General features: G+C 55.3%; 22 protein-coding genes. 8 read left to right on the top strand and 14 right to left on the bottom strand.

The genetic code is table 11. The features are described 5' to 3' along the window. The first annotated feature begins 35 nt into the window (after positions 1–35). Both ACT3UM_RS00885 and ACT3UM_RS00890 read left to right on the top strand, forming a co-directional pair. Positions 36–344 carry a hypothetical protein gene (locus tag ACT3UM_RS00885; RefSeq protein ID WP_498895246.1) on the top strand — a complete coding sequence of 103 codons (309 nt, stop codon included), beginning with the start codon at positions 36–38 and terminating at the stop codon, positions 342–344. Positions 345–825: 481 nt separating this feature from the next. Next, positions 826–2220: an AMP-binding protein gene (locus tag ACT3UM_RS00890; RefSeq protein ID WP_498895248.1), complete on the top strand. Its 1395-nt coding sequence runs from the start codon at positions 826–828 to the stop codon at positions 2218–2220. 13 nt (positions 2221–2233) lie between these two features. Here ACT3UM_RS00890 and ACT3UM_RS00895 read toward each other — a convergent pair whose 3' ends face one another. Genes ACT3UM_RS00895 through ACT3UM_RS00915 form a run of 5 tightly spaced genes read right to left on the bottom strand, consistent with a single transcriptional unit; the run spans position 2234 to position 7553 of the window. Continuing rightward, a complete protein-coding gene (locus tag ACT3UM_RS00895; protein ID WP_498895250.1) occupies positions 2234–3634 on the bottom strand; it encodes an amidase in 1401 nt (466 codons plus the stop codon). A 2-nt stretch (positions 3635–3636) separates the two neighbouring features. Continuing rightward, the gene (locus ACT3UM_RS00900) at positions 3637–4911 is read right to left on the bottom strand and encodes a Zn-dependent hydrolase (protein WP_498895252.1); all 1275 of its coding nucleotides are present in this window, start codon (positions 4909–4911) and stop codon (positions 3637–3639) included. Positions 4912–4929: 18 nt separating this feature from the next. Beyond that, positions 4930–5760 (bottom strand): FadR/GntR family transcriptional regulator, encoded by an 831-nt coding sequence (locus ACT3UM_RS00905; RefSeq protein ID WP_498895254.1) that lies wholly within the window; start codon positions 5758–5760, stop codon positions 4930–4932. A gap of 11 nt (positions 5761–5771) precedes the next feature. After that, positions 5772–7295 (bottom strand): sodium:solute symporter family protein, encoded by a 1524-nt coding sequence (locus ACT3UM_RS00910; RefSeq protein WP_498895256.1) that lies wholly within the window; start codon positions 7293–7295, stop codon positions 5772–5774. 15 nt (positions 7296–7310) lie between these two features. Continuing rightward, a complete protein-coding gene (locus ACT3UM_RS00915) occupies positions 7311–7553 on the bottom strand; it encodes a hypothetical protein (RefSeq protein ID WP_498895258.1) in 243 nt (80 codons plus the stop codon). 324 nt (positions 7554–7877) lie between these two features. On the opposite strand from ACT3UM_RS00915, the gene aptA reads away from it, so the two are divergent. The 4 genes from aptA (at position 7878) to ACT3UM_RS00935 (ending at position 11976) form a co-directional block, all read left to right on the top strand. After that, complete coding sequence (gene aptA / locus ACT3UM_RS00920; RefSeq protein ID WP_498895260.1) at positions 7878–9251, top strand: omega-aminotransferase AptA; 1374 nt, start codon at positions 7878–7880, stop codon at positions 9249–9251. 19 nt (positions 9252–9270) lie between these two features. Next, entirely contained in the window at positions 9271–10767 is a 1497-nt protein-coding gene (locus ACT3UM_RS00925) for a CoA-acylating methylmalonate-semialdehyde dehydrogenase (protein WP_498895262.1), read from the top strand. A gap of 92 nt (positions 10768–10859) precedes the next feature. Then, the gene (locus ACT3UM_RS00930) at positions 10860–11480 is read left to right on the top strand and encodes a TetR/AcrR family transcriptional regulator (protein WP_498895264.1); all 621 of its coding nucleotides are present in this window, start codon (positions 10860–10862) and stop codon (positions 11478–11480) included. 40 nt (positions 11481–11520) lie between these two features. Further along, complete coding sequence (locus tag ACT3UM_RS00935) at positions 11521–11976, top strand: nucleotide triphosphate diphosphatase NUDT15 (protein ID WP_498895266.1); 456 nt, start codon at positions 11521–11523, stop codon at positions 11974–11976. A gap of 6 nt (positions 11977–11982) precedes the next feature. Here the strand turns inward: ACT3UM_RS00935 and ACT3UM_RS00940 are convergent, their stop codons facing one another. Beyond that, positions 11983–12453, bottom strand: a complete 471-nt coding sequence (locus ACT3UM_RS00940; RefSeq protein ID WP_498895268.1) for an Lrp/AsnC family transcriptional regulator — start codon at positions 12451–12453, stop codon at positions 11983–11985. 125 nt (positions 12454–12578) lie between these two features. Between ACT3UM_RS00940 and ACT3UM_RS00945 the strand changes: the two genes are divergently transcribed. Continuing rightward, positions 12579–13541 (top strand): nucleoside recognition domain-containing protein, encoded by a 963-nt coding sequence (locus tag ACT3UM_RS00945; RefSeq protein WP_498895270.1) that lies wholly within the window; start codon positions 12579–12581, stop codon positions 13539–13541. Here the strand turns inward: ACT3UM_RS00945 and ACT3UM_RS00950 are convergent. The 8 genes from ACT3UM_RS00950 to ACT3UM_RS00985 all read right to left on the bottom strand — a co-directional run bounded on the left by ACT3UM_RS00950 (position 13524) and on the right by ACT3UM_RS00985 (position 20374). Continuing rightward, positions 13524–14150 carry a LysE family translocator gene (locus ACT3UM_RS00950; RefSeq protein ID WP_498895272.1) on the bottom strand — a complete coding sequence of 209 codons (627 nt, stop codon included), beginning with the start codon at positions 14148–14150 and terminating at the stop codon, positions 13524–13526. The genes ACT3UM_RS00945 and ACT3UM_RS00950 overlap by 18 nt on opposite strands. A 93-nt stretch (positions 14151–14243) precedes the next feature. Next, a complete protein-coding gene (gene speB, locus ACT3UM_RS00955; protein ID WP_498895274.1) occupies positions 14244–15230 on the bottom strand; it encodes an agmatinase in 987 nt (328 codons plus the stop codon). 10 nt (positions 15231–15240) lie between these two features. Then, positions 15241–16530: a M20 family metallo-hydrolase gene (locus ACT3UM_RS00960; protein WP_498895276.1), complete on the bottom strand. Its 1290-nt coding sequence runs from the start codon at positions 16528–16530 to the stop codon at positions 15241–15243. A gap of 21 nt (positions 16531–16551) precedes the next feature. Next, positions 16552–17271: a DUF1989 domain-containing protein gene (locus ACT3UM_RS00965; RefSeq protein WP_498895278.1), complete on the bottom strand. Its 720-nt coding sequence runs from the start codon at positions 17269–17271 to the stop codon at positions 16552–16554. Between the two features lie 55 nt (positions 17272–17326). After that, entirely contained in the window at positions 17327–18145 is an 819-nt protein-coding gene (locus tag ACT3UM_RS00970; protein ID WP_498895280.1) for an amino acid ABC transporter ATP-binding protein, read from the bottom strand. Next, on the bottom strand, positions 18132–18827 hold the full coding sequence (locus tag ACT3UM_RS00975; RefSeq protein ID WP_498895282.1) for an amino acid ABC transporter permease: 696 nt from the start codon (positions 18825–18827) through the stop codon (positions 18132–18134). The genes ACT3UM_RS00970 and ACT3UM_RS00975 overlap by 14 nt, the downstream gene beginning before the upstream one ends. Before the next feature lie 13 nt (positions 18828–18840). Beyond that, the gene (locus ACT3UM_RS00980) at positions 18841–19497 is read right to left on the bottom strand and encodes an amino acid ABC transporter permease (RefSeq protein ID WP_498895284.1); all 657 of its coding nucleotides are present in this window, start codon (positions 19495–19497) and stop codon (positions 18841–18843) included. A gap of 49 nt (positions 19498–19546) precedes the next feature. Next, the gene (locus ACT3UM_RS00985; RefSeq protein ID WP_498895286.1) at positions 19547–20374 is read right to left on the bottom strand and encodes a transporter substrate-binding domain-containing protein; all 828 of its coding nucleotides are present in this window, start codon (positions 20372–20374) and stop codon (positions 19547–19549) included. Between the two features lie 160 nt (positions 20375–20534). Here ACT3UM_RS00985 and ACT3UM_RS00990 point away from each other — a divergent pair, with 160 nt between their 5' ends. Beyond that, positions 20535–21509, top strand: a complete 975-nt coding sequence (locus ACT3UM_RS00990) for a LysR family transcriptional regulator (protein ID WP_498895288.1) — start codon at positions 20535–20537, stop codon at positions 21507–21509. Positions 21510–21539: the final 30 nt, after the last annotated feature.

The raw sequence follows: 21539 nt of genomic DNA on the forward strand, positions 1-21539 counted from the left end.
GATTTATATCAAATAGCGGCGAGTAGGAAAGGTTAATGTCAATTTATCACCGTAAATTTATCATAGTCCCACTAATTGTCATCGTCAGCTTTCTTATCTGGAAAAGATATATTTATAGTGTAATGGATTATCGACCTGACCCGAAGCTCACTGAGAGTGCTGAAGTGCTTTTCGATTTTATAGATGAAAACGACATATTGAAAATTATAGTAGAAAATGGAAAAGCCGAGACCTATGTACGTGATGGCAGGTTTCATGCCAAACCGATTGCACTAGAGAACCATATTCCTAGCTCGGCCATAAAGAGCATAGAAGCATCAAGTATTAATATAAAAAAGCGCTAGTTTTACAAAGATTTGCGGACACTTTCCAGAGTGCTATTTTGAAGCTTTTTTGAGAATAAGCAGACCTTTTGAAGTCAAAGGTTTTCCATTATACACACCTTGGTGGTATCTAAGGTATTCTCCTAGTGGGGCATATTTTGAGGAGGGGGTAGTTCCTTCTCTAGCAGATGCTCTCGAGAACCCCCAAGAAACCAGTCCCTTAAAAGATGGTTATTTATTCTGTGAGGCTACAGAGTTAAGGCACTGGTATCTCTGTACAGGTAAATATCTCTAATGGTATAGCCGATGTCACCCCCTGATTGAGTAGCACCTTCTATAGAAGAAACCATTAAAGAGAAAAGAGATTCTAATAACCTACAGAATGGGGTGCGAACCCTCAGAGCTGAAGCACTAATACCTGTACACAGGACTTCATGCAAGTTAACGTTGTGTTAAACCAGCTTGCTTGCAAAATGAATATAGGTAGCAAGGACAACTCTGCATGATAGATACCTGCCCCATCCACTACTGGGCCAAAGAGACCCCTGAGCATATTGCGGTAGAGGCTGGCTCCGTGCGTCTTAGTTACCGAACCCTCAATCGCCGGGTGGCGTCTTTAGCGCAGCAACTGAAGCGCGCAGGTTTTGTGCCCGGTGATCGCTTAGTTGTGCCCGCTAAAGGGGCTCTTAAATCCTTGCTGTTGGCGTGGGCCTGCCTACGGGCAGGGGTTATTTTTTGTCCGTTTAACCCTGTGTTCCCTATTTCCCAGCAGCTCACTCTAGCCAAACGCCTGCAGGCTGGGCGGGTTTGCCAAACGGAAAGCGACCATCATTACCCTGCCGAGCTTACACCGGTTAGCTTCGATTTTTTGGCGGAAGCCGATGTGAGGGAGCCTCCGGTGCTGGATAGCAACCAGCTGTGCAACACGATTTTTACCTCCGGCTCCAGCGGTACGCCCAAGGCGGTGCTGCACCGCGTGGGGAATCATTTGGCATCTGCCCGTGGTTCGGCGTCGTTGATTCCCGTTGATCAAAACAGTGGCTGGCTACTGTCGCTGCCGCTGTTTCATATCGGTGGCTACGCGATCTCGTTCCGGGTCTTTCTTGCTGGTGGGCGGGTGATCCTCAACGATGCTCCCGATACGCTGGCGGAGCGCCTGGAGCAGCAGGCGATTAGCCATCTTTCCCTGGTGCCTACACAACTGTGGCGGCTGCTGCAGGCGGGCTTTACGCCTAAGCGCACCCCGCTGCGTGAGCTGCTGCTTGGTGGTGCGGCGATTCCTGCGCCGCTGGTGGCGCAGATGACATCGCTAGGGCTAACGCCGAAAGTTAGTTATGGGCTATCCGAGATGGCTAGCCAAGTCTGCACCGGCACTCCTACCGCACCGGGCGTCGTCGGTAGGCCGTTGCCGGGCCGTGAGGTTAGGGTCATCGGTGGGGAAATCCAGCTACGCGGCGAGACCCTGTTCTGCGGCTATTTGAATGATGACGTGGTTGATCCAGCCCTCAACGCAGAAGGCTGGTTTGCTACCCGCGACAAGGGCCACTTCAATGCGGACGGGGCGCTCGTGGTGGAAGGGCGACTCGATAACGGCTTTATCTCCGGTGGCGAGAATATCCAGCCGGAAAGCATCGAGCAGCGCTTGGTCGACCACCCCAGCATCGCCCAGGCACTGGTGGTAGCGGTGCCCCACCCCGAGTGGGGCGAGCGCCCGGTGGCGTTTGTCGATTGGCATGGGGAGGCGGTAACAGAACAAGCACTAAACGCCTGGGTGCGGGAGGCGCTGCCCGGCTTTATGGTGCCCGATGCCTGGCTGGCCTGGCCGCCGGGGGTGGGCTTTAAGCCCTCCCGCAAGCAGTTTGCTGAGCTGGCGCGAAAGCAGTTGGTTAATAAGTAGCCAGCTAGTGTGGTTATGCTATTCCTGATGGTGTCAGTGGCGGCAAGTAGCGCTCCAGCAGTTGGGCAGCATGTAATACCTTAAGGTCTTGATATTTGTCTGCTACAAGGTGCAAGCCTACCGGCAGCCCCTGGTTATCCAGCCCGCAAGGCATGGAGGCGGCAGGCTGTTGGGTAAGGTTGAAGGGGTAGCTAAACGGCGTCCAGTCCATCCAGTCTTTATAGCGCTCGCCCGGTGGCACGTTGTGGCCCGCGGCAAAGGGCGCAATGGGCATTGTAGGCGTGACCAGCAAATCATAGCGTTTATGAAACGCCACCATCTGCGCCGTTAATTCGCTGCGCTCACGCCGGGCGGCGAGGTAGGCGGAAAGCGATACATCCTGCCCGCGTCGTGCGATATCCAGAAACCCAGGGTCGAGTGCTGCCTGCTGTTGTTCGTTGAGTTTTTCGAGTGCTTGGGTGGCGCCCGCAAACCACAGCGTATTAAACGTCTTAAGCGGATCACTAAAGCCAGGGTCAATTCGCTCTACCGTCGCGCCCAATGCTTCTAAATGGGCCACGGCTTCCTCAACCCGCTGGGCAATATCCGGGGCTACTTCTACATAGCCAAGGTTGGCGCTAAAGGCGATGCGCCAGCCGCGTAGGTCAGCAGGGGGCGGCGTAAGCCAGTCTGGCCCGAGTGGATTACCGGAATAGCCATCCCGAGTATCGGGCTGCGCCATCACGCTAAGCATCAGCGCGCTATCGGCTGCCGAGCGGGTCATTGGCCCCAGGTGAGAGAGCGTACTCATGGCGCTGGCGGGCCACTGGGGCACCCAGCCAAAGGTGGGTTTAATGCCAAAGGTGCCGGTGAAGCTGCACGGTATGCGGATTGAACCACCCGCGTCGCTGCCCTGGTGAAGCAGGCCCAGATTGAGCGCAGCGGCAGCCCCCGCGCCGCCGGATGACCCCCCTGGTGTGAGATCAGTGTTCCAGGGGTTGCGGGTAATACCGTGCAGCGGATTGTCGGTGACCCCTTTCCAGCCAAACTCCGGCGAAGTGGTCTTGCCAATCACGATAGCCCCGGCATTACGCAGATGACGGCTAATTGGCGAATCCACCTCCCAAGGGCCATCTGGGGTGGTGGTCGTTGAACCCAGGCGGGTGGGCAGCCCTTTGGTTAAGGTTAAATCCTTAATGGTAACGGGGATGCCGTCCAGCGGGCCGCAGGGTATGCCTGTTTGCCAGCGTCGAGCGGATTCTGCTGCTAATCGGCGGGCCTCTTTGCCGTTAATACAGGTGAAGGCATTGACCTTGGGGTTATCCCGTTCAATACGCGCTAAGCAGTCATCTACCAGTGCCTCCGGCGAGAGCGATTCTTCGCCGAAACGAACCAATGCCTGTACGGCCGTTAGTGTTTCAAAGGTATCGGCCATGATTACTCACCCTTCTCAACGCCGGCCGCTTCAAGCATCGCGTGCAGTAGCACGTTACAGCCTGCATGCACGTGCTCAGGTGTCGCGCTTTCGATTTCGTTATGACTAATACCATCCTTGCAGGGAATAAAGATCATCGCAGCAGGGGCAACGCGGCCAACAAACATGGCATCGTGCCCAGCACCGCTGATGATATCCATATGCGACAGCTGGAGCTTTTCGGCTGCCTGGCGTACGGTATCAACACACGCTTTATTGAAGTGTTCAGGTTCAAAGTCTGCGGTGGGGGTTAGCTCGTACGCCAGCCCGTGACGTTGGCAAATTTCCTCAACGGCTGCGGCAACGGAATGTCCCATTTCGATAAGCGCTTCAGGCTCCCAGTGACGCATATCCAGGGTCATTTTGACCTGGCCGGGAATCACATTGCGCGAACCTGGGTGAAGCGTCATACAGCCGACCGTGCCGCGACCGTGGGGTTGATGTTCAAAAGCGATACGGTTGAGCGCTTGGGTGACTTCGGCTGCGCCCATCATGGCATCCCGACGTAGGTTCATCGGTGTAGGGCCTGCGTGGGCTTCAAGTCCGGTCAGGGTTAAATCAAACCACTTCTGACCAAGCCCACCGATAACCACGCCAATGGTCGTGTCGGTATCTTCCAGGATCGGCCCCTGCTCAATATGGGGTTCAAAGTAAGCTTTTATCTCATCTGGCGAAACGCTGTCGCTGCCGCGGTAGTGAATGGCGTCCAGTGCATCGCTTACCGTGACGCCATCGGCGTCGGTGCGCGCCATCATGGCGTCAAACGCCAGCTCGCCGGTGAATACGCCAGACCCCATCATGCAGGGTGGGAAGCGGCAACCCTCTTCGTTCGTCCAGGCGACGACTTCGATAGGGGATTGCGTAGTGATGTTGTGCTGGTTAAGGGTGCGAATTACTTCCAGACCGGAGAGTACGCCAAAGCAGCCATCATACTTACCGCCAGTGGGTTGGCTATCCAGGTGGCTGCCCGCCATTACCGTTTTGGCGTTGGGGTCGCTGCCTTCGCGGCGGGCAAAGATATTGCCGATATTATCAATGCGAATTGTGCAGCCTTCGGCGCGACACCACTGGATAAACAGGTCGCGCCCCTGGCGTTCTAAATCGGTAAGCGCTTGACGGTTCACCCCGCCTTTGGGTGTGGCGCCTAGTTTGGCCATCTCCATTAGCGATTCCCATAGGCGGTCGCTATCAGTACGTAGGTCGGTGCTATCTTTGCTGGGCGTAACGTAGGTGTTCATTTCACTCTCCTCGCAAGATTAAACGGATGCATTTTCCGTCGCTAGGTCGTGTAGCTTGGAACGGTGATTCTGAAGGTTGGGAGAATCGTTGCTGATCAGCATCTGCGCGGCCATTTCCGCTTCCAGCGCGCTCATATGGTGCTCGGCATCGGCCATATGCTCAGCCATTACCTGGCGCACACGCTGGGTATCTTCGGCCCGGTAGGCGTCCACCAGCTGGCGGTGGTAGTCCTGATTGGCGTGATCGAACTGCTTGCGTTCGGGCACGTAAGCTTTCTTTATCACTACCAAATCGCGCAGCATGTCGTTTAAAAACTGGCACATAAAGGCGAGCAGAGGGTTAGGGCAGACACGCGCCAGCAGTTGGTGAAACTCCAGCTCTAAAAAGCGCTGGTGTCGGTGATCTTCTTCATCGCTCGCACAGCAAGCGCAGGCCGACATATTGGCTTCCAACTGCTGGAAGTCGTGCTCGGTGAGCCTTCCCACCACTGATGCCGCCAGCTCTACTTCCAACAGCTTGCGCAACTGGTAAACCTGCTTGCCATCCAGTTGTTGGAAATGCAGAAAGTTACGTAGCATGCGGCTGGCGGGCTCCATGCCTGGCTGATTAATTACCGCGCCGCCTTTAGGCCCGGTTTTTAAAGTGACTAGCCCCTCAACCTCAAGAATCTTGAGCGCTTCACGCACCGTCGCCTTGGCACTACCGTAAAGCTCCATCAGCGCTTTTTCGTTCGGCAGTCGGTCGCCTTCTCCCAAAGACTCGGCGGCAATCCAGCGCTTGATATCATCGCTAATCAGCTCGGCAAGTTTGGGTCGGCGCCGAGAGGCTGAACTGGGGGCTTGAGTCATCAACTCACTCCTTATTTGTAGTTAGCGGCGTTGGTCGTTTCTTGGGTGTAAGCAGGCAAGCGTTCGGGGTGGTACTCGGCATCATAGTCGTAGCGTGCCTGGATGAACCGCTCCACTACTGCTGTATCGCGACGGTGCAGCGCATGGCTTAGGCCAACGAACAGCACCGCATTCAACAATAGTCCCCAAATACCCGCGTGGTAACCAAAGGGGGCACTTAGCGGGCCGAAGGTCATCAGTAGTACACAGGCAACACCGGCCCAAAGCCCCGCGAGCGCCGCAGTGGGGTGGGCTTTTTTCCAGGTGATAGCGCCAATGGTAGGAATAACCAGCTGTGCGGTACCTGCTAGCGCAGCAATGCCGATAGTCACCAATACGCCGGGAACGGTAAGCGCCATGATATAAGCTGCCAGAGAGAAGCCTACTAACGATAAACGACCGATATAAACGATTCGCGCTTGGCTTGCTTCACGGTTCACATAACGCTTATAGATATCCATTGTTACCACTGTGGACACCGCGTGAATCTGCGAGTTAGCGGTGGACATGGCCGCAGACGCGCCTGCCGCCATAATCAGCGAGGCAAGCAGGTAGGGGGCGTAATCCATCAACATGATGGGCAGGATTTGATCGGGGTTTTCCACATCGGGCTCAAGCAGCACGCCGGAGTAGCCAGAGAGCACCGAACCTACATAGGCAAAGGCGGCCAAGCCCAGTAAAAAGGGCATTAAGTTAAACAGCTTGCCGTGTTTGACCGAGTACATACGCAGCCAGATTTGCGGGCCCATAAAGGCGCCAATCGCGGTGATGGCAAATAGCGAGAACCACATGGGGTAGCCCATCGTGCCGTTAGGCCCAGGCATGGTGAGGTGCTCGGGTGAGCTTTGCTGCAACTGACTAAACAGAGCGGTTGGCCCTCCTACCTGGGTGGAAATGTAGTAACCCGCGTACAGCATGCCGAAGAACAGCAGAGCGCCGTAGATAACATCTGTCCAGGCGATGGCGCGGATACCGCCAATCCATACGTAGATAATAATAATGAAGTAAAACAGCAACGCGGCGAGCCAGAACGGAATCAACCCACCGGAGGCGACTTCGATTAAATAGGCGCCGCCAGTGAGCTGGATCTGCAAATAAGGCACGGTGAAAATCAGCGTAATAGCGGCAACGGTAATGCGCAGTGCCTCGCTGTTATAAAAGTCGCCAATTAAATCCGAAGGTGTTAAATAATTGAATCGCTTGCCTAAAAACCAAACCCGCTTACCGATCCAGTAATACATAAAACCGAACAGCAGGTTCCAGGCGAGCGCGGTAAGAAATACTGGCCCATTGGTATAGAAGGTGGCATTAGAGCCGAGGAAGGCAAAGGCACTCCACCAGGTTGCTGCCACGGTGAAAAACACCGCAATACTGCCCATGGCGCGACCCTGAACGAAAAAGTCTTCACTGGTTTCTTGCGATTGACGTGCTGATAGAATCCCCACCAACAAGGGAATAATCATAAACGCCGCAATAATTAATAGACTGCCGGTCATGCTTAATCCCCCCTCTTAGTGTTGTTTAGTGGCGCCTTCAGGTGTGGATGTTGGGCTGCCCCAGTTGGTGAAATAGGCCACCAAAAAAAGCGCCGTTAGCACAAACCACCAAAACAAGTTCCATACCAGCAGGAAGGGGATGCCCATCAACATGGGCTCTATACGGTTAGCCAACATAATGATGGGACTTTCCAGCATAAAGAAACTGAAAAGCATGACGCTGTAAATCGACAGTTTGAGGGGAGTTAAATACTTCATAGCGAGTTTGCCCTATGTGCATAGTGAATTGTTTATGTTGAGTTTGTGAGCGGTATTTTCAGTACGCAGCTACCAACAGCGTGCTTCTTGGAAGCAACGTGATAGGTGCCAATGACTGGTTGGGCGTGCTCCATATATTTGTTGTATTTATTCGTATAAATATAATAATTAGGTGTTTTCTCAACCGGCGTCAAGGTCAAGAGGCATGTCGAGATGCCTTGTTGCGTATAGATTTCCTAACGTGAACAAAAGAAAAGCGTAATTTTATAAACGTGTCCGGTGGCGCATGCTGAGGCAATGCCTTATACGATGGAGCCGGACACCATGTTTGGAATAAAAAGCAAAACACCTGCTGAAACCGCGCGTACCTCACTGGCCGATACGCCAGAGAAAACGGCGCTCAATCAGCACTACTGGATGCCGTTTAGTTCCAACCGCGACTTCCACGCTAACCCGCGTGTTATCGCCGGGGCGGAAGGGCGCTATTACATTGATGACCAGGGCCATAAGCTGTTCGATTCGCTGTCAGGCCTATGGACTTGCGGCGCGGGCCATAACCGCGAAGAGATCCAAAAGGCTGTTTCGGCGCAGCTAGGCACTCTCGACTTTGCCCCAGGTTTTCAGCTTGGCCATCCGCTGGCGTTTAAGCTGGCGGAAAAGGTCGCCAGCCTTACCCCTACTGGGCTGGATCATGTGTTCTTCACCAACTCAGGTTCAGAAGCCGCCGACACCTCGGTCAAAATGGCCAAGGCTTACTGGCGGTTAAAAGGTAAACCTGAGAAGACCCGTATGATCGGCCGCGCCAAGGGCTATCACGGGGTGAATATCGGTGGCACCAGCCTGGGTGGGATCGGCGGCAACCGTAAACACTATGGCCAACTGATGGATGTGACGCACCTTCCCCATACCCTTCAAGCGGATCACGCCTACACCCGTGGTCAAGCGGAAACCGGCGCCGAACTAGCCGATGCGCTGCTGGATCACATCGCCCTTCACGATGCCTCCACCATTGCGGCGGTGATTGTTGAGCCGATGTCCGGCTCGGCGGGGGTGATTGTGCCGCCAAAGGGCTATCTGGATCGCCTGCGCGAGATCTGTACTGCCCACGATATCCTGCTGATTTTTGACGAAGTGATTACCGCCTTTGGGCGCAGCGGCGCGACCACCGGTGCCGAAGCCTTTGGCGTCACACCGGATATCATGAACGTGGCCAAGCAGATCACCAATGGCGCCATCCCCATGGGCGCGGTGATCGCCTCAAGCGAAATTTTCGACACCTTTATGCACGCCGGTGGCCCCCAGCACGCGGTTGAGTTTACCCACGGCTATACCTACAGCGCCCACCCGGTGGCTTGTGCGGCGGGATTGGCGGCACTTGAGATGATGGAGCGTGAAAACTTCCCCGCCCAGGTGAGCGCCATTGCGCCCGCCTTTGAGCGCAAGCTGCACGCCCTGCAAGGTCGCAACCACGTGGTTGATATTCGTAACTATGGTTTGGCAGGGGCGATTCAGCTAACGCCCCGGGACGGCGATCCCATTATCCGCCCACGGGATGCCCATATGGCGCTCTGGAAGGCGGGCTTCTACGTGCGCTACGGCGGCGACACGCTGCAGTTTGGCCCTCCGTTTGGCACCACCGAAGCCGAACTTGAGCGCCTGTTCGACGCGGTGGCGACCACCTTGGATTCGTTAGCATAATCTGTTCCGGAGTTTAAATATGAGTAATGTTTCCCACCTGATTAACGGTGAATTAGTCGAAAGTAAGCGCACGCTGGATGTCACCAACCCCTCAACGGGCAAGGTGATTCGACAAGTCGCTGACGCTGATGCCGCCGATGTAGAGCGTGCCATTGCCGCTGCCCAGGCCGCCTTTCCGGCTTGGCGCGATACGCCGCCCGCCAAGCGTGCCCAGGTGATGTACCGTTTTAAGCAACTGCTGGAAGATCACGCTGACCGTTTAGTTCAGCTAGTTAGCGAAGAGCATGGCAAAACCCCCGAAGACGCCATGGGCGAGCTCAAACGGGGTATTGAGAACGTCGAGTATGCCTGCGGCGTGCCGGAACTGCTCAAAGGCGAGTACTCCCACAATGTAGGGCCAGGTATTGATGCCTGGTCTAACTTTCAACCGTTGGGCGTTGTGGCGGGCATTACCCCGTTTAACTTCCCCGCCATGGTACCGCTGTGGATGTACCCCATGGCAATTGCCTGCGGCAACACCTTTATCCTCAAGCCTTCAGAGAAAGACCCTTCAGCGGCAATGGCGGTGGCTGAACTGCTGCAAGAAGCCGGGCTACCCAAAGGCGTGATGAATGTGATTCACGGCGGGCGAGAAGCAGTGGAAACGCTGCTGGACGCCAAGGCCGTTAAAGCCATTTCCTTTGTTGGCTCTACGCCGGTAGCGGAAGCGATCTATAGCCGTGGCTCCGCTGCTGGCAAACGGGTTCAGGCCTTGGGCGGGGCGAAAAACCACGCCGTGGTGCTGCCCGATGCCGACCTGGAAAACGCCGCCAATACCTTAATGGGCGCAGCGTTTGGCAGTTGCGGCGAGCGCTGCATGGCGATCTCGGTCGCGGTGTGCGTCGGTGATGAAACGGCCAATCGCCTCGTCGAAACCATGCTGCCTAAAATCGCCCAACTGAAAGTTGGCCCCGGCACCAAAAAAGATCTGGATATGGGCCCGCTGGTGACCGCTGAGCACCGCGCTAAAGTGCTCGGTTTTATCGAAGATGGTGTAAGCGCTGGAGCAACGCTGGTCGCTGATGGTCGTGATCTGCAAGTCGCTGGCTACGAGGAAGGCTACTTTGTGGGCGGCTGTCTGTTCGATAACGTCACCGCCGAGATGCGCATCTACCAGGAAGAGATCTTTGGCCCGGTGCTTTGCGTGGTGCGCGTAGGCAGCCTGGATGATGCCATGCAACTGATTAACGACCACGAATACGGCAATGGCACCTGTTTGTTCACTCGCGATGGCGAAGCTGCCCGCCGCTTTACCGATGGCGTCGAAGTGGGCATGGTCGGAGTGAACGTGCCGCTGCCAGTACCGGTGGCCTACCACAGCTTTGGTGGCTGGAAGCGCTCGCTGTTCGGTGACCTTCACGCCTACGGCCCGGATTCAGTGCGTTTCTATACCCGCCGCAAAGCGGTTTCCCAGCGCTGGCCATCGGTTAGCGAAGCGACGCGAGCGGAGTTCTCGTTTCCCGCCAATCAAAGTTGACGTTCTAGGGTAAATAGGACATCTTCTCAGCACCGTCGTCCTGCGACGGTGCTTTTTTAGTGCCTATCTTCGACGTAAGGAACGAGTGCAGCGTGGCAAGAACCCAGGACGAAATTCGCCAGACCAACGTTAAGAAGATTCTCTTAGCCGCGGAGCAGCTATTTGCCGAAAAAGGCTACGCCGGTGCCTCTATGGGTGAAATCGCCCAGTTGGCCGATATTCCCAAGTCCAACGTGCACTACTACTTCTCCACCAAAAAAGCCTTGTACCAGGATGTGTTACTGGAGCTTTTAGAAGTATGGAAGCAGGATGCGCTTTGCTTCGAGCTCTACGATGACCCCCGCGTGGTGCTCTCCACTTATATCCGCGCCAAGATGAACCACTCTCGCAATCGCGCTCATGGATCAAAAATATGGGCAGCCGAGGTGATGCAGGGCGCGCCAATTCTTAAAGAGCGCCTGCGCGACAACCTTTACGAATGGGCCAAGCTGAAAGAGTCGAAAATTCGCGAGTGGGTCGAAACAGGCCAAATCAACCCCGTCGAGCCGTCTTACCTGCTCTATATGATCTGGGCCTCCACCCAGCACTACGCTGACTTTGACTACCAAATCTATCTGCTCAACGACGATCAACCGCTGGATGACTTGCAGTTCGAAAAAGCTGTACAGTCGGTCACCTCGGTGATATTGCGCGGGATTGGGCTGACGGCTTAAGTTACCTATGTGCTCTAGCTGATCTGTAAAAGGGTTAATGATGGACAGTATCGGACAGCCTATTATCGGTGTTGGCGCTATTCTTGTCCGGCCTGACGGAGCAGTGCTGCTTGGCTACCGCGATAAACCCGGTGAATCGCCAAGCTGGTGTTTGCCGGGTGGACATGTTGATGCGGGTGAGTCATTTGAGATGGCAGCTGTTCGCGAAATTGCAGAAGAAACGGGGATTTCCGAGCTGCAGTGTCCAAAATTGCTGGCGATAACTCAGCACTTGAATAGCGCAGTCTCTGTCGTGACAGGAGCAGTGCTCGCCAAGGTGAAGCAGGAAGCTGAAGCATTCGTGCTTGAGCCTGACGTATTTACTGAATGGCGTTGGTTCAGTCCCGACGCTCTGCCTGCTCCGTTATTTCCGGCAAGCCAGGCGGTACTTGCGCACTGGCTGGGAGATGAGCCGCCAACTGGCTGGCAGACGTACCCCATCGCCCCAGCAGAGTAAATCTCGTTATGTAGAGAGTAAGCTTCCCATCGGTACCGACGTATCAAACTTATGCCGCTTACGCGACAGTAACGTGCGGAACTTGCGCAGGTTGTCGTCGCCATAGAGCACGCGATCACAAAAGCTGTCGTACTCATCTAAATCAGCGACTGTCACTATCAACACAAAATCACACTCGCCGGTTACCTGATAGCACTGCTTCACTTCAGGGGCGCTCAGCGCTGCTGTTAAAAAACGCTGGTAGAGTGATTTGTTATCCCTCTCCATGGTGACTTCTACCACCATGTGCAAGCACTGCCCCAAGGCGTCAGGATTGAGTAGTGCTACCTCCTGCTCAATGATTCCAGCGTCGCGTAATCGATTAACGCGCTTTAAACAGGCGGAGGGTGAAAGCCCTATCGCATCCGCTAATGCTTGGTTGGTCAGGCTGGAGTTACGCTGAAGCTGGTCAAGGATTCGTCGATCAATGGCGTCCATGAAATAAAATGTCCTTTCTGAGCTCATAAAGAACGAATAGTGATTGTTAGTGCAGAATTGAAAAGAAGATTCTGCGTGAGCCCCATTATCATAACCGTTGTTCAAATGATGGCAACGGGGGCTTGATGCAGATAACAATTCATCATCTATGGGCTTGGGTAACTCACCTATTACAAGACGCGCTGCGCGTGTACCTGACACTGCTCAAAATCCTGATTCCAGCGTTGCTTATCGTCAAAGGATTAGAGCTCTTTGGGGTTATCGGCTGGCTGGGAACGGTATTAGCTCCCTTAATGAGCATACTCGGTTTGCCCGAGCAGTTGGGCGTTGTGTGGGCGGCGGCGCTCTTTACCAACTTGTACACCGCCATTGTGGTATTTCTTCAAGTAGCCGGTGATATGCACTTGAGTACCGAGCAAGTAACGGTGCTGGGTGCGTTGATGCTGGTAGGGCACTCGATTCCTGTTGAAGGGGCCGTCGCCAAGCGCGCTGGCGTACCGTGGTGGGCTACGTTAGTCCTGCGCGTAGGTGGGGCTTTGCTGCTTGCTTGGCTCTTGCACTGTTTCTATTCGTATTTTGGTTTGTTGCAAGCGCCAGTAGCATTGGTATGGCAACCAAGCTTGTCGACAGCGCCAACGCTAAGCAGTTGGGCTATTGCACAGCTTGAAACGCTAGCGCTTATCTTTGTGATTATTTTAGCGCTGATTGTGCTCCTAAAACTTCTGAAAAAGCTCGGCCTGGAGCGCTGGATTCATCTTGGTTTGCTACCGCTACTCAAGCTATTAGGCATTGGCCGTTCGGCAGCGAATGTAACGGTGATTGGTTTTACGTTGGGATTAAGCTACGGCGCGGGGCTGCTGATTCGGGATGTGCAAAACGGCGTCCTCAGCAAGCGCGACAGTACGCTTGCATTATGCTTTCTCGGCCTCTGCCATAGCGTTATAGAAGACACGCTGCTGATCTTAATGCTCGGGGCCGATATAGCGGGCATTTTATGGGCACGGCTACTCTTTGCCGTTATTGTCACTGCTATGATTGCCCGTTGGCCCGCAACCACAATCAATAGGGCGCTACACCGGCTGCCGTAAGCGTAAAATGGATAGGCCCAATCCGATAAAAGCACTACCCATCAGGCGATTGACCCATGCCACCCGCGAGCGACTGCTCAGCCAGCGGACGAGATGCTTGGCAAGGGTGCCGTAGGTCATCAAGGTGACAAAGGAGAGTGCCATGAAGGTACCTACCATGATGGAGAACTGAGGAAGCAAGGCGCGCTGCGTATCCAGAAACTGTGGAAACAGGGCAGTGAAGAACAGGATCGCCTTAGGGTTGCTCATGGCGACCAGTACACCTTCACTGACCGTGCGCCATCTGGGAGTGGATTTCGCCGGGCTGGTTGAGACCGCAAGGGAGGTGTTGCTGCGCCACTGACGAATGCCCAGGTAGATCAAGTAGGCTGCGCCGCCCAGTTTCAGCAGGTTGAACAGCACTTCCGAAGCATTCAACACCACCCCCAGCCCCAAGACTGCTGCACTGGCCAGTATGAGTAGGCCAGTGATATTGCCCAGCGACGAAAGCGCCACGCGTTTGGCTCCTCCTGCCATGCCATTGCGCACCGCGACTAGAAAAGCGGGCCCGGGGCTGGCAATGCTGACTAGTGCCACGGCAACAAAAAGCAACCAGGTGGAAAGCTGCATGGGCGCATCTCCTGACGGGGTTGAAATGACTCATCGCATTAATCCTAATGGATAACACCCGTGTAGACGACTCCTTATCAACCATTGGTAAGTTTATTGCCTCTCACTGCCTACCTGCTCTGTCATCAAACACAAAAGCTCGTACATAACAGTAGCGCCAAGCAGGGCCGTGTTACCGCTGGGGTCGAAGGGTGGGGAGACTTCCACTACATCGGCGCCGATAAGCGGTAAACCTCGAAAGCCGCGCACTAGCTTGAGTGCTTGCAGGCTGGTGAGACCCCCTACTTCTGGGGTGCCGGTGCCCGGGGAAAAGGCGGGGTCGATGCTATCGATATCGAACGAGAGGTAGACCGGACCATCTCCCACTACGCGCTTAGCCTCGGCGATGACCGCTTCAATGCCCAGCGTATCTACTTCCTCCATAAACATCACCCGCATGCCGCTAGCGTCAGAATAATCCCAGCCTTGGGTGGTGTTTTGGGCTCCGCGAATACCAATCTGCACCGTGCGTTTAGGATCAATCAGGCCATGTTCGCAGGCGAGCCGGAAGGGGCCGCCGTGGTGAAATTTTGAGCCCTGAAACTCATCCCACGTGTCGGTGTGGGCATCGATATGGATGAGGCCCACTGGGCCATCAGACGCTAAACCACGCAGAATCGGATAGGTAATCGAGTGGTCGCCACCGACACTTAGCGGGATAACGCCTGCCCGGCGAATGGCACTGTAATAAGCGGCAATATCATTGGAGACCTGCTCAAGGTCGTAGATCGACGAAAAGCGCACATCGCCGATGTCAGCAATACGTGCCTGGGCAAAGGGATCAAGCCGGGTAACATGATGCAGGCTGCGCATCATGCTTGACTGGTTGCGAATCTCCCGCGGGCCGTGGCGGGTACCGGGGCGGTTACTCACGCCGCCATCAAACGGAATGCCGACCAGGGCAATATCAAGTTCCGCCAAGGAGTCGGCGAGCGGCGCACGCATAAAGCTGGCTATTTCGCGATAGCGTGGTTCTTGGTGCGGTAGGTAGCTTTCGCCAGTGGCGGCGTTGTGGCGAGTGCCGTCGGTGCCCTTGGTCATGTTGCTCTCCTTATCGAGTTAGGCTCGCCAAACTGGCGGCTAACAGTTGCGTACCTGCCACGGCATCGGCGAGCTCGGTATGCTCATCTGGATGGTGGCTAAGACCGTCGCGGCAGGGCACAAACAGCATCGCCGTTGGGCAGTGGTTGGCAAGGTGAATAGCGTCGTGAAAGGCACCGGATACCAAGTGCGGTGCGCTAATATCTAACTCCTGGGCGGCGTCATCTAGTAGGGCGGTAAGTGTTTCGGGAAACGCGACCGGCTCAACCCGCGAGAGCGGTGTCAGCGTTGCACGGCAACCTGCCCAGTTCTGCTGAGCGAGCTTATTGAATTCGGCTTCCAGCGCTTTGAGCGTTAGCGCTTCTGGGTGGCGTAAATCAATGCTGAAGGAGACGTGGTCAGGAATGGTGTTCACCGAGCAAGGACTAACGGTGAACTTGCCGATGGTAAAGCGCACCCGGTCTTCGTCATCTCTCGCGGCTTCCCTGAGCGCTGTTGCTAACGCGCAGGCGCCTTCAAATGCATCGCGACGCATGGCACGCGGGGTAGTGCCTGCGTGGTTGGCGCTGCCCGTTATCGTGACTTCAAACCAGCTAACGCCCTGAATACCGTCAACCACGCCCACTGCAGCACCGGCACGCTCCAATATTGGGCCTTGCTCAATATGCAGTTCCAGGAAGGCGTGCATGGGCGTTGCCAATGAACGTCGCGGCACACCGGCGGCGTCCAGTGCAGCCAAGCAAGTGTCTAATGCACTTCCCAGGCTGACGCCGTCGCTGTCTTCAACCTGGCGCGTTTCATCAAGCTCGCGCACGCCGCAAAAGACCGCTGAGCCTGAGGTGCCGGGTGAGAAGCGCGCGCCTTCTTCATTGGTCCAACTTACCAGTGATAGAGGGCGGCGCGGTATAAAACCAGCCTGTTTAAGTGCGCGTAGTGCTTCAAGGCCAGCAAGCACGCCGAGTGCGCCATCGTACTTACCACCTGCCGGTTGGCTATCCAAGTGACTGCCAGTAACCACGGGGGCAAGCTCAGGGTCGCTGCCGGGAATATCAAGAAACACATTACCGATGGCGTCTACGCTTGCCGTTGCCCCCAGCGCACTGGCCTGTTCAATCAGCCACAGCCGCGCCCGGGTATCGTTTTCGTCAAGCGCAAGGCGCGCCACACCACCATCCGAGCGAGCGCCAAATTGGGCTGCCGTTGCCAAGTCATTAGCTAAACGCGCCGGTTTTACCGCAGCGGCGATTGTCGCCAGATCTGTGGGGGATCCATCGGTAGGGTGATCGGTGTGGTTCTGCATCAGGCTCTCCACAGGTGTTTGTTATTCGTAAACTTCGAAATGCAACTCGACAGGCACACAGTCCGCTCCGTTGATAGGGATTATGTCCTGTGGGCAGGCGGACATGACCACAATACAGTCCATCTCGGCGCGTAGTTCAACATAGTCGCCAGCGTTAGACACCGGAGGGCACCAGTCGACTTTCATCTGGGCGTTAACCGGGATATTCATCCATAAGTTGAACGGCTGTGGGACCTCGGGGGCCTCTGTGCCAATGGCTTGCATGGCTAAGCGCAGGTTGTCGGCACAGCTATCATGATAGCTCTCGACGCCCAGCGTCATATATCGGAACAGGTCGCAGGCGGCCATCAACGTATCGTGAATGCCCGGCGAGGTGTCGGCGGTGAGGGTCATAATCGGGCGACGGCGGTTACTCATCAGTGGGTCGCCTACCTGAGGAATCAACCCACTCAACCAGGCGCGGCCATGCTCCCAGGACATAAACTCATTGGGGTTAGCGGTGCTGAACGCCCAGGTATCGCACACCTGAGTGCCATGAGTATTGATAATACGGATTGTTTGACCGGCCTTAAGGCGTACTGCCTTGCCGCCACGGGCGGCGACTTCGTAACGCTCGCCTAGCACTGGTGTGCCATCGGGAGAAATGGGGTTGTCCAGGGTATGATTGTGACCACAGGGCTCACTGTTACTGTGGGGCAGTTGGTCAATGCGCGCGTGGTCAAAGCGTGTGTCAGTACTCATTTGAATCTCCAGGTGTGTCGTCGTGGTGTTAGCTAATCGGTACTTGTCTTTCGAATCAGTCGATATGGCGCTCGCGCCAGGTATTCAGAAACTGTTGTAGGCGCTCGCTTTTCGGCTGTCGAAACAGCGTAGCGGGCGGGCCGCTCTCCACCACCTGGCCTTGATCCATAAAGATCACCCGGTCGGCGACTTTGGCGGCGAAGCCCATTTCGTGGGTGACGATCACCATGGTCATGCCTTCGGCGGCCAGCTTTTTCATGACATCCAGCACTTCGCCGACCAATTCCGGATCAAGCGCTGAGGTAGGCTCATCGAAGAACATCACCCTGGGCTTCATGGCGAGCGCCCGGGCAATGGCCACGCGCTGTTTCTGGCCACCGGAAAGGCTCTCGGGGAAATGGCCCGCACGGTCGGCAAGGCCAACCTGTTCGAGCATCGCCATGCCTTCTACATCGGCATCACGGTGAGATAGACCGTTAACCAAGCGCAGCGCCTCGGTTACGTTCTCAAGCGCAGTGCGGTGGGGCCAGAGATGAAAGTGCTGGAACACCATGCCCACTGGGGCGCGCACTTCATCCACGCGCTTTTCGCTAGTGCGCACACGCTTGCCGCTGCGGTCTTCATAGCCCAATAGTTGGCCGTCGATATAGACGCTGCCGTGATCGTAGGGCTCTAAAAACGCCAAACAGCGCAGCAGGGTGGATTTACCCGAGCCGGAGGGGCCAATCACACAGACCACCTCGGAAGGGGCGAGGCTGAAGTCGATGTTGGTCAACACTTCCAGCTCGCCAAACTGCTTACTAATACCATGTGCCTCAACAATGGCTTTTTGTCGGGTAGAAGTAGGCGGTGAGAGCGTGTCAGCCGTTGGCATGGGCGTTATCCTTTTGAGCGACTTGGCGCGGTTGACGATTAGCTAAGTGTTTTTCCAGTGCATAGCCGCCCCGCGCAACCAGTTCAATCATTAGCCAATAGAGCAGCGCAACTGCCAGGTAGGGCTCAATGACCTGAAAGGTCTGGTTAACGATCGTGGTCGCATTTTTAGTCAGATCGTCTACCGAGATAATTGAAATCAGCGCGGACTCTTTCACCAAAATGATGAGTTGGTTGGTGCTGGGCGGTACGATCAAGCGCGCCATTTGAGGAATTTGAATGCGTATTAGCGCGTGCCAGGGGGAGATGCCGAGCATCCGTGCCGCTTCAAGCTGCCCTTTCGGAATCGACTTGAAGCCGCCACGATAAATTTCCGCAAAGTAACCCGCGCCATAGAGACCTATTCCAACAACGCCAGCGATGCTAGCGCTCAACGTCAAACCGATGCTGGGGCCGCCGTAATAGAGTAAAAACAGCAGGATCAGTAGCGGCGTGCCGCGGCATATCTCAACGTAGCAGGCCACCGGGTAGCTGAACAAACGTGGATTGACCAGCCGCAGCGCTGCCAGCACCAACCCCAATGAAAGCGCCACTAGGCAGCCTAACAAGCAGATCCACAGGGTGTTCCATAACCCTTGAAAAATCAGGCCTCGCGCTTCCCAGAGCAGGGCAATATCTAACATAGCGGACACTCCCTTATTCTGTGGCCAGGCCGCCGACCATGCGGCGTTCTAAGTAAGCACTGATGCGTGCCAGCACCAAATTGACCGCGAGATAAAGCAGCGCGGCAGCCAAATACGTTTCCAGCGGCTGAAAGGTGCGCGAAGCAATTTGTTCGCTGACGCGCATGAGTTCGGTGACCGCAATTACTGAGATCAAAGAGGAGTTTTTGAGAATGGTGATGATCTCGTTGGTTAACGGCGGCAGCGTCAGGCGAAATACCTGGGGCATGATGATGCGCCTGCGGGTTTGCCAAGCCGAGATGCCCGCCATGCGCGCCGCTTCTATTTGTCCAGCGGGGATATGGCCGATACCGCTTCGGAAAATTTCCGCCTGAAAGGCCGTTGTGTTCAGTGTTAGGGTCAAAATAGCCGCTGAAATAGGCGCTATCTCAATGCCGATTTCGGGCAGTAGGTAATAGACCAGCAGTAGTTGCAGCAAGATGGGGGTGCCACGCCAAAAGCTGCGGTAAAGCCCACAGGGCCAGCGCACCAGGCGGTAGCGACTGGTTAAGCCAAAGGCCAGCAACACGCCTAATACCAAGCCCAGTGCGATGGCGCAAAGCGAGACCACCAAGGTGGTGGTCAAGCCCTTAAGCAGCACAGGGTAGTGGTTGAGTAATATCTCAAACATGGTGCACCCTTAGAAAAAAGAGAATCGGCTTAGCGAACTGCGCGGCGTGTTACTCGGCCGCTGGCAGTTCTAAAGGCAGATCCATCGGGCCGCCGAACCATTTCTCTTGTAGCTCTTCCAGAGTGCCGTCTTCATTGAGGCGTTGAATTTGCTCATCCATAAAGGCATTTAGCGAGGCGCTCTCTTCGTCATTACGCCCTGCCCAACTAAAGTAAACCGGGTCACCAAAGGTGCCGACCACTTCAAATACCTCGGGGCGGGTGCGCTCGGCTTCGAGCAAATTGGGCAGGCTGTTAATCACCACATCAACGCGGCCGGTACCCAGCTCGGCGTAGGCTTCGTCAACGCCTGTGTAGGTGCGGATATCTTCAACAGGGGTGCCCGCTTCCTCAAGCTCGGCGGCCAAGGATTCCAGTGCTTCCAGTTGAGCGGAACCCGCTTGAGCGGCGGCTACTTTGCCAGCGATATCTTCAGGTGAGCTGATGTCATCCTCGCCAGCGCGTTTGAGAATCGCCATGGTGGCATCGGCAATGGGGGCGCTTAAGTGGTAACGCTCCATGCGCTCGGGGGTAGCGGTGACCGATGTGATCACGTAGTCAAAACGCTCGCGCTCCAGGCCCGGCAGAATACCCTGCCAGGGCAGATCCATACGGATCAGCTCAACACCCTCAAGCTCTTCCATGATGTGTTCCATAATGTCGGCGGAGTAGCCGACAATCTCACCCTCTTCAATGTATTCAAACGGGGCGAAGCGCGCTTCAGTGCCGACAGTAAAAGTGCCGTCTGAGCGAATATCGTCAAGCAAATCACTGTGCGCAGTAGAGGCGAAGCTAACGCCAAGTAAGAGGCCTGCGGTAATCGTCGGGATGCGTTGCATGGGGATGCTCCTCGGGGTGGTGATACTCGAATCAAAAGGCGAAGGCCCGTTGAACAACAACCCCTTGAGTAAAGCAGGCGTTATGCAACAATAAAACTGCTATCTTTCGATGTTTGTACCCGTTTTATTGATGTGAATTGCACTAACGTAGAGCACTCTAATGAAACTCTCAGCTGCCGATCTTAAAAGCCTCTCTGTATTCCTTGCCGTGACTGAGCATCGCGGTTTTGCGGGTGCGCAAACGGCGCTGCATATGAGCCAGTCCGCTGTGAGCTTTCATATCCGGGCACTTGAAGAGCGGGTAGGCTTCACTGTATGTCGCCGGGGGCGGCAGGGGTTTGAGCTCACTGAGCGGGGCACAATGGTGTATGAGCGTGCCAAGGTGTTGCTTGCCTCCGTTGATGATTTTGATAGCGAGATGAGCGAGCTGCGCAGCTCCGTTTACGGCACGCTGCGTTTAGGTGTTGTCGATAACACCATTATGGATGTGGATCTTGATCTGAAAGGCGTGATTGGTGAGTTCCTGCGCAAGAACCCGAAGGCGCGGCTTAATATCACCGTGGGCAGTCCTGACCGCTTGATCGGCGAGATCGCCAGTGGCGAAGTGCAGCTAGGTATACTGCCAGAAACGGCCCAGATGGAAGGCTTGCAACACCGCCAAGTTTACACGGAGGTGCACGGCATTTATTGCGCGAAACAGCATCCGCTGTTTGCCCGCGACAGTGCCCAATTAACGGTAGAAGAAGTTATCAAATACCCCTTTGTCGTGCGCCCCTATGCCAATCTTCAGGAACTTAAAAGCTTTCCCAATGCGCAAGTCGGCGCCCATGCCTCCAATATGGAGGCACAGGCGCTACTGATTTTAAGCGGCCACTTTATCGGTAACTTGCCCCACTACTACGCTAGCCACTGGGTGGAACGGGGCGAACTCAAAGCGCTACTGCCGGATCAAGTCGAGATTGCCTCGCCGTTTTGTGTCGTTACTCGGGCGGGTCGACGCCCCTCGCTTATCGTGCGCAGCTTTATCCAAGAGTTAGTCGCCCGGCTTTGGCAGCAGTCGCATTTGGTTGAAGCCTATAAAGGGGATGAGCTGTTCAAAACCTCGCTTAAAACCCCACCGACGCCTGCAGACTAACTTCCAGCGGGTCACCGACCACTACTCGCG

Source organism: Halomonas sp. AOP13-D3-9, from assembly GCF_052379125.1.
GTDB lineage: Bacteria > Pseudomonadota > Gammaproteobacteria > Pseudomonadales > Halomonadaceae > Vreelandella.